We start from the raw sequence: 15,342 nt of genomic DNA, 5'->3' as shown, positions 1-15,342 counted from the left end.
GCCACGACCACCGGTGCCAGCACCACCGCCATCTGGATCGCGAGCTGAATGAACGGCCAGAAGATCATCAGGGTGTGGAAGATGGCCCAGCCCAGCGCGCTCGACAGGGCCGGTGAGAGCCCCAACTGGCCGAAGAACGAGGCGAGGCTGTTGACCCAGGGCACCGGCGGGAATGGCCACCCACCGGGGTTGAGGTCCTTGGACACCGGCCACGCGAAGTTCTGGGTGTACTGCTGCAGCCACTGGGTGAGCTGGTCCATCCACGACGGATAGGTCTGCGTCGCCGCCTGCTGCTGGGCGCTCGAGGTGTCGGCGTTGTTGAGGTTGGAGCCGGAACTCGCGGCCGGCGCGAGGGCGGCCGCCTGTACCGCCTGGACGCCGGCGGTGGCGGCCTCGCCGCCCGGTACGACGATGGTCGGCGCGGGCGTCGTCGCCGGGACCGCCGCCAGCGCGGATTCGCTGACGGCCTGGTAGGTGGTCATCGTCGTGGCGGCCTGCACCCACATCCGCGCGTAGTCGGCCTCGTTGACGGCGATCGGGATGGTGTTGATCCCGAAGAAGTTCGTGGCGACCAAGGCCCCGTGCACCGCGTGGTTGGCCGCGAGCTCGCCCAGCGTCGGCATGGCGGCCAGGGCGGTGGTGTAGGCGGTGGCCGCCGTCTCGTGCAGGGCCGCGGCCGTCGTGCTCTTGGCCGCGCTTTCCAGCAGCCAGGCCTGGTAGGGGGCGTGTGCGGCCACGTACTGGTCCGCGCTGGGGCCGTCCCACGACCCCGCCTGCACCGCCCCCAGCACTCCGCTGAGCTCGGCTGCCGCGGTCGCGTAGTCGGTGCTCAGCGAGGTCCACGCGGTGGCGGCGGCCAGCAGCGGCGCGGGGCCGGGGCCGCTACTGAGCAGTGTCGAGTGCACTTCGGGCGGAAACGCGATCCAGATCGGGGCGGTCATCGTCGGGGGCCTTCGGGCAAGGACACGAATACCTCTTCGGTGCATCTCGTGGGTGGGCTGGCGATGCGTACGACCAGAGGTCGGTTGTCGGCGCCGTTTAGTTCCCCGCAATTTCGTTCCGGGGCCAAATGTGGCGAGTCTTTGCGCGGGGCCGGGCCATGCGCAACGATGCAGGGATGCGGTGTGAGATTGCGCGCGAAGCGCTGTCGGCTCGATTGGACGGCGAGCGTCCCCAGGTCCTCGCGCAGCAAGTCGACGCCCACCTCGAATCCTGCCGCAGCTGCCGCTCCTGGTTGATCGGGGCGGCGGTGCAGACGCGCCGGCTGGCGTCGGTGACGCCCGGCGAAGGGCCCGACCTGGTCGACAAGATCATGGCGAGCATCGGCGAGCAGGCCACCGGACATCAGACCCGGATGCGCTGGCTGCGGTCGCACTACCGGCGCTGGGGCCTGATCGCGGTCGGCCTCTTCCAGGTGGCGATCGCCGCAGCCCAAATCAGCGGAATCGATTTCGGCATGGTGTCCGGGCATATGCACGGCGCGATGTCTGGTGAGCACCTGATGCACGAGTCCACGGCCTGGTTGCTGGCGTTGGGTCTGGCGATGATCGCGGCCGGTGTCTGGCCCGCATCGGCCTCGGGAGTGGCGGCCATAACCGGTGTCTATTCCGTTGCGCTGCTGGGCTATGTCATCGTCGACGCCTTCGCCGGCGAGGTGACCGCCACCCGCATCGCCAGCCACATGCCCCTGTTGTTGGGCTTGGCGTTCGCGTTGCTGGTGGCGCGGGAACGGGTGGGCTCGCACCGCCGGCGCGGTTCGGATGCCTCGGACGACGCGCACTTTCCGGCCTGGGCGGCGGACTCACCCAGCGGACGGCGGCGTGGGCATCTGCGGCCCATCAACCATGCCGCCGTCCACCCGACCGCATCGTCTACGACGGGCCGTCGTAGAATCGGAAAACTCGCACAACAAAGGTGGTTGGGCATGATCGCGCCGAGCGATGACGAGGCCGTAACCGAGCTCGCGTTGTCAGCCGCGCGCGGAAACGCGCGAGCGCTCGAGGCATTCATCAAAGCCACCCAGCAAGACGTGTGGCGGTTCGTCGCCTATCTGTCGGATGCGGGCAGCGCCGACGATCTGACCCAAGAGACCTTTCTGCGCGCCATCGGCGCCATCGAGCGGTTCTCCGGGCGTTCAAGCGCGCGGACCTGGCTGCTCTCGATCGCCCGCCGCGTGGTGGCCGACCACATTCGCCACCTGCAGTCGCGACCCCGCGCGGCCATGGGCGCCGATCCCGAGCACGTGGTGCGCGCGGACCGGCACGCTCGGGGCTTCGAGGACCTGGTCGAGGTGACCACCATGATCGCCAACCTCAACGCCGAACAGCGCGAAGCGCTTCTGCTCACCCAACTGCTCGGCCTGCCCTACGCCGACGCCGCCGCGGTCTGCGGTTGCCCGGTGGGCACCATCCGTTCCCGCGTCGCGCGCGCCCGCGACGCGCTGCTGGCCGACGGCGAGCGCGGCCACCTGACCGGCTAGCGCGAATCGGCCAGCGCGCCAACCCATTCGGCGGCCTCGGCCACCGTGCCGACGGTCGACACGCCGGCCGGTAGCGGCGGGCGTGCCACCATCACCACCGCAACGTTCAGCGCCGCGGCGGCATCCAGCTTCGCGCGGGTCATGTCCCCGCCGCTGTTCTTGGTGACCAGCGCGTCGATGCGGTGGTCCCGCAGCAGAGCGAACTCGTCGTCGTAGCCATACGGTCCGCGGGAGAGCACCACCCGGTGACGGCGCGGCAATGCCGAAGGGTCGGGATCGGTGACCGCACGGATCAGAAACCACGCGTCGCTGCCGGCGAAGGCCCGCACGCTCGAGCGCCCGGTGGTCAGAAACACCCGCGAATAGCCTTGCCGAGCAACGTTTTCCGCGGCCTCGGTGTCGGACTCGACGACGATAGCGGGGCCCGGGTCCCAGGCGGGGCGCGCCAGGATCAGGTGGGGAATCCGCAATTCGGCGCAGGCGGCGGCGGCATGCGCCGTCATGGTGGCCGCGAACGGGTGGGTGGCGTCGACGACGGCGTCGATGCGTTCGTCGTGCAGCCAGCGCCGTAACCCGTCGACGCCGCCGAACCCCCCGATGCGCACGGGGCCGACCGGCAGGGCGGGGTCGGGCACCCGGCCGGCCAGGGAGCTGACGATGTCGATGCGGGGATGCAGCGCTTTGGCGAGGGCGCGCGCCTCACCGGTGCCGCCGAGCAGCAGGACCCGCATCAGTGCCGGCTCCCCCGCGCCCGCCCGGTCGAATACAGGTAGCTGTCGGTGAATCCCCCGGCGGTCAGCGCGTCGCCGACGACGATGACAGCCGTCTTGGTGATACCGGCCCGATGCATCTGCTCGGCGATGTCGGCCAGCGTGCCGCGCAGCACCGCCTCTTGCGGCCAGCTGGCGAAAGCCACGACGGCCGCGGGTGTCTCGGCGCCATAGCCGCCTTCGAGCAGTTGCGGAACGATGGCGTCGATCTGGGCTGCGGCCAGATGCAGGACCAGGGTCGCGCCGGACTGGGCCAGCGTCTTCAGGTCTTCGCCGGGCGGCATGGCCGTCGACAGGGTCGCCACCCGGGTCAAGGTCACCGTCTGCGCCACCCCCGGAACGGTGAGCTCGCGCTTCAGCGCGGCCGCGGCGGCGGCGAAAGCCGGGACCCCGGGCACGATTTCGTAGTCGATGCCCAGGGCGTCGAGCCGGCGGCACTGCTCGGCCAGCGCGCTGTACAGCGAGGGGTCACCGGAATGCAGGCGCGCCACGTCGTGGCCGGCGGCGTGCGCCTCGCCGAGTTCGGTGATGATCTGCTCGAGCGTCAGCGGGCCGGTGTCAACAACTTTCGCATCGGGCGGGCACAGGGCAAGCAGGTCGTCGGGCATGATCGATCCGGCGTACAGGCACACCGGGCAGGATCGCAGGAGCCGCTGACCGCGCACGGTGATGAGGTCGGCGGCACCCGGTCCGGCGCCGATGAAATACACGGTCACTTGGTCACCACCCACTGGGTGACCGGATACTGCGGGCGCCAGCCGGTGAAGGCACCCAGCGGCTCACCGTGATAATGCTGGAAGCGTCGCAGCTGGCCGCCCAGGCGCTGATGTGCTTGCGCCAGAACGGCTTCCGATTCGGTGGTGACCGCATTGACGACGAGCCGTCCGCCGGCGGGCAGGTTGTGCAGGCAGGCTTCGAGCAGACCGGGCTGGGTCAGTCCGCCGCCGATGAAGATCGCCGACGGCGGCTCGGCGCCGGCGAATGCGTCCGGAGCCTCGCCGCGCACCTCGATGTCGGCCCCGAAGGTCGTGGCGTTGTTGTCGAGATTGTGCCTGCGCCGCTCGTCGCGCTCGAATGCCACTGCGCTGCAACCGCGCCCGCTCAGGCACCACTCGACGCTGATGCTGCCGGAGCCGGCGCCAACGTCCCACAACCGCTCCCCCGGCCGCGGCGCCAGGGCGGCCAAGGTCACCGCGCGGATCCCCTGCTTGGTGATCTGCCCGTCGTGGGTGAATGCGTCGTCGGGTAGTGGTGAGACACGGTCGTCGGGCAGGTAGCGCACGGCAATCACGTTGAGGTCGTCGAGGTCTCGGTCGACGTCCCAGTCGCGGGCGGTGCCGTCGCGGCGGTGCTCGCCTGGGCCGCCGAGGCGTTCGAGGACGGTGAATTCGGACTCGCCGCGCCCATGCGCGGTGAGCAGTGCGGCGAGTTCGTTTGGCGTGGACTTGTTCTGCGACAGCACGATCGCTTGGCCGCCGCGGCGTACCGCGGTGCGCGGCTGCGCGGTGACCAGGCTGATCACCTCGGTGTCGTGGACGTTCCAGCCCATTCGCGCGCACGCCAACGTCACTGAGGACACGTGCGGCAGCACCCTGACGTTGTAGCGGCCGTGCAGGCGGATCAGGGTGCCGCCGATGCCGTGCAGCAGCGGGTCGCCGCTGGCCACCACATGCACGTCGCCCGTGTGCTCGTCGAGCAACGTTCGCAGCGCGGGCAACATCGGCGACGGCCATTGTCGCCGCGGCGCGGGCACGGTGTCGTCGAGGAGGTCGAGTTGCCGCTGGGAGCCGTAAATGATTGCGGCCCTGCGGAGTTCGGTGCGCGATGCTTCACCGAGTCCGGGCATGCCGTCGGCGCCGATGCCGACCACGATGATCATATGCGACGCTCCTCCTCATCGCTTCGCTCTGCATCGTCGGCGGCGCGAATCATCGCGGCATCCTGCGCCAGATGAACTGCGGCAGCAGGCGCATCACGGCCGCCGCCGGTCCGAGCGCCCACGGGATCCACACCGTGCGGCGGCCCTTTGCGAGCGCTCGTGCGGTCGCGGCGGCCACCTGGGCGGGTGTGCTCGACAGCGGTGCGGGCGACATGCCTTCTGTCATGCGGCCGATGACGAATCCCGGGCGGGCGATCAGCAGGCGGACGCCGGTGCCGTGCAGCGCGTCGGCCAAGCCGCTGGCGAAGCCGTCCAGGCCGGCCTTGGCCGAACCGTAGACGTAGTTGGCGCGACGCACGCGTGCGCCGGCGATCGAGGAGAACACCACCAGCCGGCCTTTGCCCGCTTTCCGCATCGCGGTGGCCAAATGGGTGAGCAGGCTGACCTGGGCGAGGTAGTCGGTGTGCACGACGGCGACCGCGTGCGCGGCGTCGATTTCGGCGCGGGCCTGGTCGCCCAGGATGCCGAACGCCAAGACCGCGGTACCGATGGGACCGTGCTCGGCGATGATCGAGGCGACCAGCGGCCCGTGCGAGGCCAGGTCGTCGGCATCAAATTCCCGGGTCTCGACCGCTGCGGCGCCGGCGGCTTTGAGTGCGTCGACCTGGTCAGCGAGTTGATCGGCGCGCCGCGCCGCCAGCACGACCGTCGCGCCCGGCGCCAACAGTTGAGCCAGTTCGATCCCGATCTCGCTGCGGCCACCCAGGATCAGTACTGGACCTGCGCCCGTGTCGTCCACGGCTGCGATTATCACCTGCGCTAGCGTGGGCGTTGATGGCGAATACCACTACCCGGCTCACCGACGATGCGCTGGCGTTCCTGTCGGAACGGCATCTGGCCATGCTGACCACGCTGCGAGCCGACAATTCGCCGCACGTAGTGGCGGTCGGATTCACCTTCGATCCCAAGACGCACATCGCGCGGGTCATCACGACCGGGGGTTCGCAGAAGGCGGTCAACGCCGATCGCGGCGGGCTGGCCGTGCTCAGCCAGGTGGACGGCGCGCGGTGGCTGTCGCTGGAGGGCCGGTCCAAGGTCAACAACGACCCCGACGCCGTGCGCGACGCCGAGCTGCGATACGCCCAGCGCTATCGCACCCCGCGCCCCAATCCACGACGCGTGGTCATCGAGGTTCAGATCGAGCGGGTGCTCGGGTCATCGGATCTTTTGGACCGGGGCGAGTAGGTTCTGCTGCGGACCTGATCTAACAGAGTTCGATTGAAGTCATCGACGCTCAAAGAGTGGCTTTCCATCTGGATCGAGTGCCGAGGCTTCAATTTGATCAATCGTCGACGCCGAATAGAGGGCCAGTTTCCTGAGTTCCGCAGTCGCAGTTACTTTGTCAGCGCTTCCGATAGCTACCGTCGAACCATCACGAGAAATCAGAGCGAAGCGTTCGACACCTTCATAGTCGCGAGTTTCCATGTTGAATTCGGGACTTACTTCGTTTGCCGCGGCTGGTACGCCCACCCGAGGCAAACCCCTAATGTTGCGGATATACATGCCAAACTTACCGAACAGGTACTTCTCAATGGTCTCGATGGAGGGGGCCGCCAGGACGAACATTTCGGATTCCATTCGGTCGGAATCAGTAATAACGAACCAACCGTCTTGTCCTCTCCCGATAAAGAGCCGGGTCTCCCCTAGAGCCGACCAAAACAATGGCCGCCCGTCGTTCGTGCTTGGACCCGTTGTGAGTGTGTAACCAGCCAATTTGGCCCACTGCTCAAGGCGTTGTGAGACTTCGATGCCACCCGTCATCTCAACACTCCGATGTCCGGATCAGTGAGTTCTTCGACCGTCATTGGCCTACCTTCCGAGTTGAACACGCGAACCTGCAATGAGCCACCCGGTTGGCCTACTCCGGGCGCAACCTCCGACACTTCAATGGTCCACTTATCCGGGAGGTGATCAAAAGTGTAGGCGTTATGGGGATCGTGAAGCGAGTTCACATGCAGGGCGCGCTGCTCCCATGATGCGGCTTGTCCCTCCTGCATAACAGCCAGATATTTTCCATCGGCCTTGCCGATCCGATCGAGTAAAGAACCATAATCCCGCGTGTAAGACGCGGCATCCGTGTATGCGACCCGGGTATGCGGGACAGCGCCGGCGTTACCAGGAAAGTTCATCCATCGTTGACCTTCGGGCCCTAAGCGGTTGAATCGTTCTGCGTATTGCTCTGCAGTGTAGGGATGTCCTCCGGCATCACGACCGAATGGCGCTTCGGGATCACGAATGAGTTTGGCGACGTCGCCCTGGACTTTAGAAGGATCCACTGGATCGTCAGCGAAATCCCAGTGATCGTCCAACGGCTCGCCATAGTGAGGGTCAAGTTCCTCGTCCGGCAACCGATGCCACCCGTCGCCGGACGACTCGCGCGAATGGACGGGGTCTTGACGCTCGCCGGGCGAGCCGCCATGACCATGCCCCGAGGGGTCATCGCCGTCCGAACCCTTCCCGTCTGGCCGATCTCCCGGCGGACCTCCATCGCCATCGCCACGCCCATTTGGATCGCCGCCGTGTGGCCCGTCGGGCGGGCGTCCATCTGGCGGACCGCCGTCACCGGGACCATGCGTGCCACCACCGCTCGGCGTCGGCAATTCGGTCGGGCGCCCGCCTGGGACCTCGAAGCGCGGACCCGCTGAGGGAGGTGAAGGTGCCGATGGGTGGGGGCCGATAGGCGCGGTCTCAGCGGAAGATCCGCTCGGCGACACGGGCAGCGACGAATGGTCGAGTAGTTGCGGGGTTGCCGACGGCAACCCGTCGCCAGCCGCCGCCTGCACAGACGGAAGGCGTGGACCGGCGGTCGGCACCGAAACCGGTTCACGCGGGCCACCGGCCGGCACGGAGACCGGCTCATGCGGCTGCTCCGCCGGCACCGCGGTGGGTTCGTGCGGGCCGCCGGATGGCACAGACGCCGGATCGTGCGGGCCCCCGGGAGCGCCCGGCGCAGCCGGTGCCGGCGTAGGAGCGGGCTCTGCAGCCGGTTCATGCAGCCCACCCGGGCCGCCTGGCGTCGCAGCGGGAACGGACGCAGGGCCTTGCGGGCCGACGGGACCACCCGGCGGTGCAGAAGGGGCGGGCGACGAATTCGGCTCGCGCGGAACGCCATTGGCACCATTCGAGGCTGGTGGCGAATCACCGGGCGGGCCCGCCTGAGCCGGCGTGGTTGCCGCGGGCGTCGACCCCTGGGGTGCGCCGGGGGCGCCCTCAGACGGGCGAGGTACCGACTCGACCGGCGGCTCGATCGGCTTACCGGGTGGCATTGCCACGGGAGTGCCACTTGCCGGCGGCTTGATATCCGGTAAATCCTTCGTTACGCCTTCGAGCTTTTGGGGCAGGTCGGCGCTCGCCTTGGTAATGCCGCTCAGCTCACCGCGGGCACCCGCGATGCCGCCAAGCCCTTCGCCCGTTTTCCCGCCGGCACGTCCAGCGGCGTCAACGGCCTCCGCCTCGCCCTCGACGCCCCGTGCGGCCGCACCTGCGCCGTCAACAGCCGCGCCCGCCTCACCGAGGCCGGGCGAAATCAGCGTGCCAAAGTCGAACGCGACTTCACCAGCGCCCAATCCGGGCCGATCTTTGGTCCAATCCTCGGCATGCACAAGACCTTTCAGCTCCTGAAGTCTCGCGTCCGCGAATTCCTTCGGATGCAGAGGAGCGTTGAACAAACTCTCTTTCCACGCATTCTTTGCCAGGCCGGTCCAGGTGGCGGCCGCACCTTGGGGGTCGACGACGAACCAATGTGGGCTGAGATCGGCAAGGCCTAAGCCCATGTTGACCGCACCTTTGAGAACGCCCTCCTGGGCATTTATCCCGAACTCGAATGCGGTCGCCACCGGATTGCCGACGTCTTCTCCCAGGAACGTGGTGAGCCCGCGGCGCGCGTACTTCTCGCATGTGGCAACCTCGCGATCGGCCGCTTCCGTAAGCAGTCTGATCCCCTGCACGCAGGCGCGCGCCTCCTGCCCGAGATGGTGCAGTACATCGTTGATGTCCTTGGCGATTTTCTTGATCTCGTCCCACGCGTCGCCGTCGATAATGAGCATGATGTCGTGACCGAGGTCGCCCAGGGATCCGAGCCGGTGCAACAGATCCCGGATCGCATGTTGGGAGTGGCCGACTTTGTCGGCGAACTTGTCGATGGTAGTGGCCAGCTTGCCGCATTGCGCGCCGATAGTCGCTGCCGCAGCACCTATTTCGTTGAGAGCGTTATCGATCTTGTCACCTTCAGGAAGGTGTTGGGTATCCAGCAGTGTCTTAGCCGCGTTGAGACTCGTCTGGACCCCGTTAGCCGCCGCGGCGAAACCGCGCCAACGAGACGCGACCGCATGCATACCCGGCACGTCGCCGTCGGGCCATAACTCGAGGACGAGCGACTCGACGATCGCCCATAGCGCCGGTGGCGGCTCTCCGGGCCCCATCGTTCCCGGGGCTTTGGGAGCGGCAAGTTCATCCGGCGGGGGCGGCGCCGCCAAAATGCTGCCACCGCCGCCTAGCGTCGAGGCCGCCTCCGCCTTCGAATAGTTGGACGCGCCCTGCTGGATAAGCGCCCCGCATTTACGGCACGCATTCACGGCGGCAGCCACTGCCTTCAGCAGCGACTCGGCGGTGTCCTGGTATGCCAGGCCGAACACCTCGCCGGCGCGATCCACCCCGGTGTGGGCCGAAAAACCCGCCGCCAGCACCGTCAGGCTCGCCGCCAGGCCGCCGCCGGCGGCACCCACGGCACCACCCGCGGCGTACAACGCCTCCGGATCGACAGCCAAGGGAGCCACGAGCGGAATTTTCGCTCAGGCCCGCCCGTCGCCGCTATTCACCCGATGATCGATTCGCCAAGCTAGCGACAATCGGCTGGCGCCACAACTCACCGATCAACAGCCGCTGCGGCCGTCAACGTGATGCGGTGTCGCCCAGGTGAGACCGCGACCGTCGCCCCGGCCGGTTCGCCATCGAGTTGCACGTCGACCGTCGTCGGCAAGCCGCCGAGCGTGATCGTGGCGGCGACATCGGTGGTCACCGTGATGGTCGACGTCGGCAGGTCGGCAAGCCCGGCTCGGGCGACATCGACCCGCAAACCGGCAACCCCGGTGAGGCGCAACGTCAAATACGGCAGCGGGCCGACCGGCCGTCCCACTTGCCAGTCCAGCTCGCTGTACATCCCGGGTGTCGGCTCGAAGCCCGTAATGACGCCGCGATGGTGCCGGATGGTGTGCGTGGGGTCCGGTCGCGCGTACGAGCGCGCGTCGACCTCGGCGACGGCCCCACGCCGCGCCGTCACCTCGGGATCGGCGGCCAGCTCCGACAACCACCACACCTGGTGCGGCCCGATGCCTAGATCGGCGCGCACCAGTTGCGGATACCAGGCGAACGTGATGTGTCCCGGATCCGCTTGGCGCGCAGCGGTTCCCATATGGGAAATCGGATCCTCGAACTTGTCCTGAAACACCCAGGCGATGTGATCCTCGAGCGGGTAGACGCTGAACCGGTGGCGGTAACCGAGCCGGTCCAACTCCAGCACCTGCTCGGCGGCCGAGGCGAACGGGACCAGTTCGTCAAGCAGCCCGTGGGCGATGACGTACGGCAGCCACCGGGCGTTCACCAGCAGCTTCCAGGTGTCACCCTCCCGGGCACAGGGCGAGTCCAGGTCAAGGTCGGCGGGAATGTCGACGTGGGGCAGCAACCGCACCCCGCACGTCGGCGGCCCGGCCAGCACCACGGCTTGCGAGAACACCTGCGGATAGCTCAGTCCCAGCTTGTATGTCGCATACCCGCCCATCGAATAGCCGGAAATCACAGTGCGATTGGGATCGGTACCCAATTGTTCGGCGACTCGCGCCCATACTTCCCAGACGTCGAGTTCGCCGGTGTCGAAGTACCAGGTGGACGGTCCCCGGGCCAGCGGCGTGACCACCACCGAGTCACGGCCCTCGCACACCTGGTGCAACAGGTGCGGGTCGATCGCGGCGAACTGGCTCTGCCCGAGTGAAAGCGAGTGCAGCAGCAGGGTCAGCGGCAGCGTGCGACCGGGTGCGTAGCTCGAGGGCAGGCTGATCGAATACGGCTGCACCCGGCCGAGGAACTGCGGCTTGGTGCTCAAGATGTCGTTGGCGGCCCACCCCTGTTCCAGGCCCTGGCCGAGTTCGACCGACGACACGTACCACCGGGTGGACGGGCCAGTGATCACCGGCTCGGGCCCGGTGTTGCGGGCCGCCAGTTGGGCCCACGGCACCGTCAGCGCGAACTCGGAGACGTCGCCGTGCGTCAGGGCGGCGGCCTGGGCGGCATCCGACCAGAAGTTCAGGTGCACCGGCTCCTGCTCGTGGGTGCGGAATGCCACGTTGTACACGTTGGGTTGCCCGGGCAGCGCACCATGCAGGGCGGACACGTCGGCGAAACCGTCCCCCGCCAAGTTGGCCAGCCCGGCCACCAGCCGGACCGTCCAGCTGCCCGTGGGTTCGGCCAGTGACCGCGGGACCTGCGCGACGAACGACCGCGACTGCATGTCGACGCTGTGCTCGACCGGCGTTTTGGCCTGCGTGGTCAGGTCGATCAGCGCGGCGCCGGTGCCCGAGACCAGCAGGGCCGTATCGATGCCCGTCGAACGCACGCCGGCTGCGGCGGGCCAGTGTTCGTCCGCCGTTCGGGCGGGTTCCGTGTCGAAGGTGAACAGCGCGATGGGCACCGACGCGTCCAGCAGGGTGTTCCAGTCGATCCGCCACCAGGTGTGGGTCTCGGTGAGTCCGATGGCCACGCGGAAGATGTCGGCGCCGTTGCCGGCCGCCGGACCATCCGGATAGACGTAGGTTCCGCGCGGCGGCGCCTGGATCTTCAGGTCGCCGATCGGGACACCGGTCGCGCCGTGGTCGTCGTAGAGGAAGTCGGTCCAGAACAGGGCGCCGCCGGCGAGCCGCCCGGCGCCGCACGTGCGCGGGAAATCCTCGCCGAACGGCCAACCGGCGGGCGTGGGAAGTGTGGGCTCGGGGCGCCGCGCGGCCGGTGGCACGCCCTCGGGCATCCCGTCGACCACGATCAGCTCGGCCGGCGGTGCCGGAGCCGGCGCGGGTGCCTTGGGGTGCAGGACCGCGTCGGCGACGTGGCGTGCGATGCGAATCGGAAGCAGCGGAAGATCCAGAAATGACATCACGGCCCAACCTACGCGGACCCGGTGACGCGTCGGTCAGGCCACCGAAACCACGATCAGTTCGTGCGGCCGGTTGTTCACGGCCGAGGCGCCCTCGGGGGTGACGACGACGATGTCCTCGATCCGAGCGCCCCAACGGCCCGGAAAATAGATGCCCGGCTCGATCGAGAAGGCCATGCCCTCGGCCAGGGGCAGATCGTTTCCGGCGACGATGTAGGGCTCTTCGTGCACCGACAACCCGATGCCGTGCCCGGTGCGGTGCACGAAGTACTCGGCCAGCCCTTGGGACGCCAGCACGTCACGGGCGGCGGCGTCGACCTGCTCGGCCGTCACCCCCGGACGCACCGCGTCATACGCGGCGCGCTGGGCGCGTTGCAGCACCGAATACTGTTGCACGACTTCGGGATCCGGCTCACCGATGCTGTAGGTGCGGGTGGAGTCGGAGTTGTAACCGGGCTCGTACGCACCACCGATGTCGACGACGACGATGTCACCGACCTGCAGTTCGCGATCCGAATACCCGTGGTGCGGGTCGGCGCCGTGCGGCCCGGATCCGACGATGATGAACGCGACCTCCGAATGGCCCTCGGCCACAATGGCTTCCGCGATGTCGGCGGCCACGTCGGCCTCGGTGCGGCCCGGGATCAGGAACTCCGGCACCCGGGCGTGCACCCGATCGATGGCCGCACCGGCCTTGCGAAGCGCGTCGACTTCGCATTCCTCCTTGACCATACGCAGCGTGCGCAACACGTCGGTGGCCAGCACCGGTAGCACCCCGAGCACTTCGGCCAGCGGCAGCAGGTGCAACGCCGGCATGGCGTCGGTGACGGCGGTCGCGGCGGGGATACCGCCCAACGCGGAGCCCACCAGCTCGTAGGGATTGTCGCCGTCGACCCAATCCCGCACCGTCAGGCCGAGTTCGGCGATGGCCGATTCCTTCAGCGAGGCCAGCTCGAGACGCGGCACCACCACCGTCGGCTCGCCCGAGGCGGGCAACACCAGCGCGGTGAACCGCTCCAGGGTCTGTGCGCGTGACCCGACGAGGTAGCGCAGGTCATAGCCCGGTGTGATCACCAGCCCAGCCAGGCCCGCATCGGCGGCTGCCACCGCGGCGGCCGTCAGCCGGCGTTCGTATACTGCTGCGTCGAAGCGGTGAGACTCCATGGCAGTCAGGCTAACCCCCGCCTGCCGAGTGTCGACTCGTCGCGCGGATTCCCGCCGACAGGCGATAACAACTCCACGCTGGGCGGCATGAGACGATAACCCGCATGCGACCACTCGTGCTGCTCGACGGCGCCAGCATGTGGTTCCGCTCGTATTTCGGGGTGCCGTCCTCGATCACCGCGCCCGACGGCCGGCCGGTCAACGCCGTTCGGGGGTTCATCGACTCCATGGCCGTGGTCATCACTCAGCAGCGGCCCAGCCGGCTGGCCGTCTGCCTGGACCTCGATTGGCGTCCCCAGTTCCGGGTGGACCTCGTCCCGTCCTACAAGGCCCACCGCGTGGCCGTGGAGGATCCGCAGGACGAGCCAGACGTCGAGGAGGTCCCGGACGACCTGACGCCACAGATCGACATGATCGCCGAACTCCTTGACGCATACGGGATTCCGACGGCCGGCGCGCAGGGCTACGAGGCCGACGACGTTCTGGGCACCCTGGCGGCCCGGGAACGCCAGGACCCGGTGGTGGTGGTCAGCGGCGACCGCGACCTGCTGCAGGTGGTGTCGGACGATCCCGTCCCGGTCCGGGTGCTCTACCTCGGCCGCGGGCTGAGCAAGGCCACGTTGTTCGGGCCCGCCGAGGTGGCCGAACACTACGGCGTCCCCGTGGATCGCGCCGGCCCCGCCTATGCCGAACTCGCGCTGCTGCGCGGCGACCCGTCCGACGGCCTGCCCGGGGTGCCGGGCGTCGGTGTGAAGACCGCGGCGACGCTGCTGGCCCAGCACGGCTCCCTGGAGCGGATCCTGGCCGCCACCCACGACCCGAAGTCCAAGATGGCCAAGGGTATCCGCACCAAACTGCTCGGGGCGCTGGACTACATCGAGGCGGCCGGCAAAGTGGTGCGGGTGGCCACCGACGCGCCCGTCACCTTCTCGACGTCCACCGACGAAATACCGTTGGTCGCAGCCCATCCGCGACGCACCGCCGAACTGGCGACCGAGCTGGGCGTCGGCTCGTCGGTCGCCCGCCTGCAAAAGGCCCTGGACGGGCTGCCGGACTGATCGGGCCGGCGGCTACTGCGGCCGGCCGACCTCGTAGGTGCCCTTGTTGTCCTGAAAGGTCACCGTCACGTGCTTGGGCGCGCCGTCGATGCTGACGTCGCAGTCGAACGTTGCGCCCTTCTTGACGGTGGGGTTCTGGCCGTGGTTGCACTTGACGTTCTGGACGTTCTTCGCGCCGTAGCCGTTGGTTTCGTCGCTGAGCACCTGCTGGACCCCGGCCTGCGCCTTATTGACGTCCAGCTTGGTGGTGACGAAGAACCCGGGCTGCCAAAAACCGAGTACCAACACCACCGCGATGAGCAGAAACGCGATCGCGCCGCCGACACCGGCGATGAGGCCGACGGGCCGCTTCTTGCCGGGCTGCTCATAACCGGGGTACTGCTGCGGGTACTGGCCCGGCTGGCCGTACTGGCCGGGTTGGGGGTACTGACCCGGCTGGCCATACTGCCCCGGCTGCGGATACTGGCCGGGTTGGCCGTACTGGCCCGGCTGGGCGTACTGCCCGGGCTGGGCATACTGGCCGGGCTGACCGTACTGCCCCGGTTGGGCATAGCCCGGCTGCTGCTGGGGATACTGCTGCGGATAGGCCTGTTCAGCCGGCTGCTGATACTGCGGGTAGTCGGCGGGCGGGGTGTAGGCGGGGGCCTGCCACGACGTCTCCTGGTTCGACTGCTCCTGCCAGGTGGGTGCCACCTGAGTCGGCTCTGACGAGTGATCGCTACCTTGACCTTGACCGGGCGGCTGCCACTGCTGGTCCGATCCCTGCGGTCCGCTCATCTTTCTCCCTCAGC

General features: G+C 68.3%; 13 protein-coding genes and 1 pseudogene. 4 read left to right on the top strand and 10 right to left on the bottom strand.

The window, feature by feature from the left end; all coding sequences use genetic code 11:
• Positions 1-941, bottom strand: a 941-nt coding sequence (locus DQP58_RS16055) for a PPE family protein (RefSeq protein ID WP_133259380.1), incomplete at its 3' end; no start/stop codon positions are given.
• A gap of 128 nt (positions 942-1,069) precedes the next feature.
• Here DQP58_RS16055 and DQP58_RS27420 point away from each other — a divergent pair.
• Together DQP58_RS27420 and sigC are read left to right on the top strand one after the other, a co-directional pair.
• Positions 1,070-1,810: pseudogene (locus DQP58_RS27420) on the top strand (DUF2275 domain-containing protein); the annotation flags it as partial.
• 114 nt (positions 1,811-1,924) lie between these two features.
• The gene (gene sigC, locus DQP58_RS27185; RefSeq protein ID WP_240629857.1) at positions 1,925-2,479 is read left to right on the top strand and encodes an RNA polymerase sigma factor SigC; all 555 of its coding nucleotides are present in this window, start codon (positions 1,925-1,927) and stop codon (positions 2,477-2,479) included.
• Here sigC and DQP58_RS16045 read toward each other — a convergent pair.
• Genes DQP58_RS16045 through DQP58_RS16030 form a run of 4 tightly spaced genes read right to left on the bottom strand, consistent with a single transcriptional unit; the run spans position 2,476 to position 5,927 of the window.
• Positions 2,476-3,213, bottom strand: coding sequence for a cobalt-precorrin-6A reductase (locus DQP58_RS16045; protein ID WP_165827888.1), 738 nt, complete (start codon positions 3,211-3,213; stop codon positions 2,476-2,478). The two genes, sigC and DQP58_RS16045, sit on opposite strands and share 4 nt — an antisense overlap.
• The gene (gene cobM, locus DQP58_RS16040; RefSeq protein ID WP_112709298.1) at positions 3,210-3,965 is read right to left on the bottom strand and encodes a precorrin-4 C(11)-methyltransferase; all 756 of its coding nucleotides are present in this window, start codon (positions 3,963-3,965) and stop codon (positions 3,210-3,212) included. Before cobM ends, DQP58_RS16045 begins: the two co-directional genes overlap by 4 nt.
• Positions 3,962-5,128, bottom strand: a complete 1,167-nt coding sequence (cbiE, locus tag DQP58_RS16035) for a precorrin-6y C5,15-methyltransferase (decarboxylating) subunit CbiE (RefSeq protein ID WP_112709297.1) — start codon at positions 5,126-5,128, stop codon at positions 3,962-3,964. Before cbiE ends, cobM begins: the two co-directional genes overlap by 4 nt.
• 49 nt (positions 5,129-5,177) lie before the next feature.
• Positions 5,178-5,927: an SDR family NAD(P)-dependent oxidoreductase gene (locus DQP58_RS16030; RefSeq protein WP_112709296.1), complete on the bottom strand. Its 750-nt coding sequence runs from the start codon at positions 5,925-5,927 to the stop codon at positions 5,178-5,180.
• Between the two features lie 35 nt (positions 5,928-5,962).
• On the opposite strand from DQP58_RS16030, the gene DQP58_RS16025 reads away from it, so the two are divergent.
• Complete coding sequence (locus DQP58_RS16025) at positions 5,963-6,373, top strand: F420-dependent biliverdin reductase (RefSeq protein ID WP_066867196.1); 411 nt, start codon at positions 5,963-5,965, stop codon at positions 6,371-6,373.
• A gap of 39 nt (positions 6,374-6,412) precedes the next feature.
• Here DQP58_RS16025 and DQP58_RS16020 read toward each other — a convergent pair whose 3' ends face one another.
• The 4 genes from DQP58_RS16020 to DQP58_RS16005 all read right to left on the bottom strand — a co-directional run bounded on the left by DQP58_RS16020 (position 6,413) and on the right by DQP58_RS16005 (position 13,493).
• The gene (locus DQP58_RS16020; protein WP_112709295.1) at positions 6,413-6,949 is read right to left on the bottom strand and encodes a TNT antitoxin family protein; all 537 of its coding nucleotides are present in this window, start codon (positions 6,947-6,949) and stop codon (positions 6,413-6,415) included.
• A complete protein-coding gene (locus tag DQP58_RS16015; protein ID WP_112709294.1) occupies positions 6,946-9,963 on the bottom strand; it encodes a glycohydrolase toxin TNT-related protein in 3,018 nt (1,005 codons plus the stop codon). The genes DQP58_RS16020 and DQP58_RS16015 overlap by 4 nt, the downstream gene beginning before the upstream one ends.
• 89 nt (positions 9,964-10,052) lie before the next feature.
• Positions 10,053-12,329 (bottom strand): alpha/beta hydrolase-fold protein, encoded by a 2,277-nt coding sequence (locus tag DQP58_RS16010; RefSeq protein ID WP_112709293.1) that lies wholly within the window; start codon positions 12,327-12,329, stop codon positions 10,053-10,055.
• A 36-nt stretch (positions 12,330-12,365) separates the two neighbouring features.
• Positions 12,366-13,493 carry a M24 family metallopeptidase gene (locus DQP58_RS16005; RefSeq protein ID WP_112709292.1) on the bottom strand — a complete coding sequence of 376 codons (1,128 nt, stop codon included), beginning with the start codon at positions 13,491-13,493 and terminating at the stop codon, positions 12,366-12,368.
• 104 nt (positions 13,494-13,597) lie between these two features.
• Between DQP58_RS16005 and DQP58_RS16000 the strand changes: the two genes are divergently transcribed.
• Complete coding sequence (locus DQP58_RS16000; RefSeq protein ID WP_112709291.1) at positions 13,598-14,551, top strand: 5'-3' exonuclease; 954 nt, start codon at positions 13,598-13,600, stop codon at positions 14,549-14,551.
• A gap of 12 nt (positions 14,552-14,563) precedes the next feature.
• Here the strand turns inward: DQP58_RS16000 and DQP58_RS15995 are convergent, their stop codons facing one another.
• Entirely contained in the window at positions 14,564-15,328 is a 765-nt protein-coding gene (locus tag DQP58_RS15995) for a DUF4333 domain-containing protein (protein WP_066864663.1), read from the bottom strand.
• Positions 15,329-15,342 lie beyond the last annotated feature (14 nt).

Origin of the sequence: Mycobacterium colombiense, from assembly GCF_003284975.1 — a bacterium.
GTDB classification, from domain to species: domain Bacteria; phylum Actinomycetota; class Actinomycetes; order Mycobacteriales; family Mycobacteriaceae; genus Mycobacterium; species Mycobacterium europaeum_A.
This window is presented reverse-complemented; position numbering and strand designations above follow the sequence as displayed.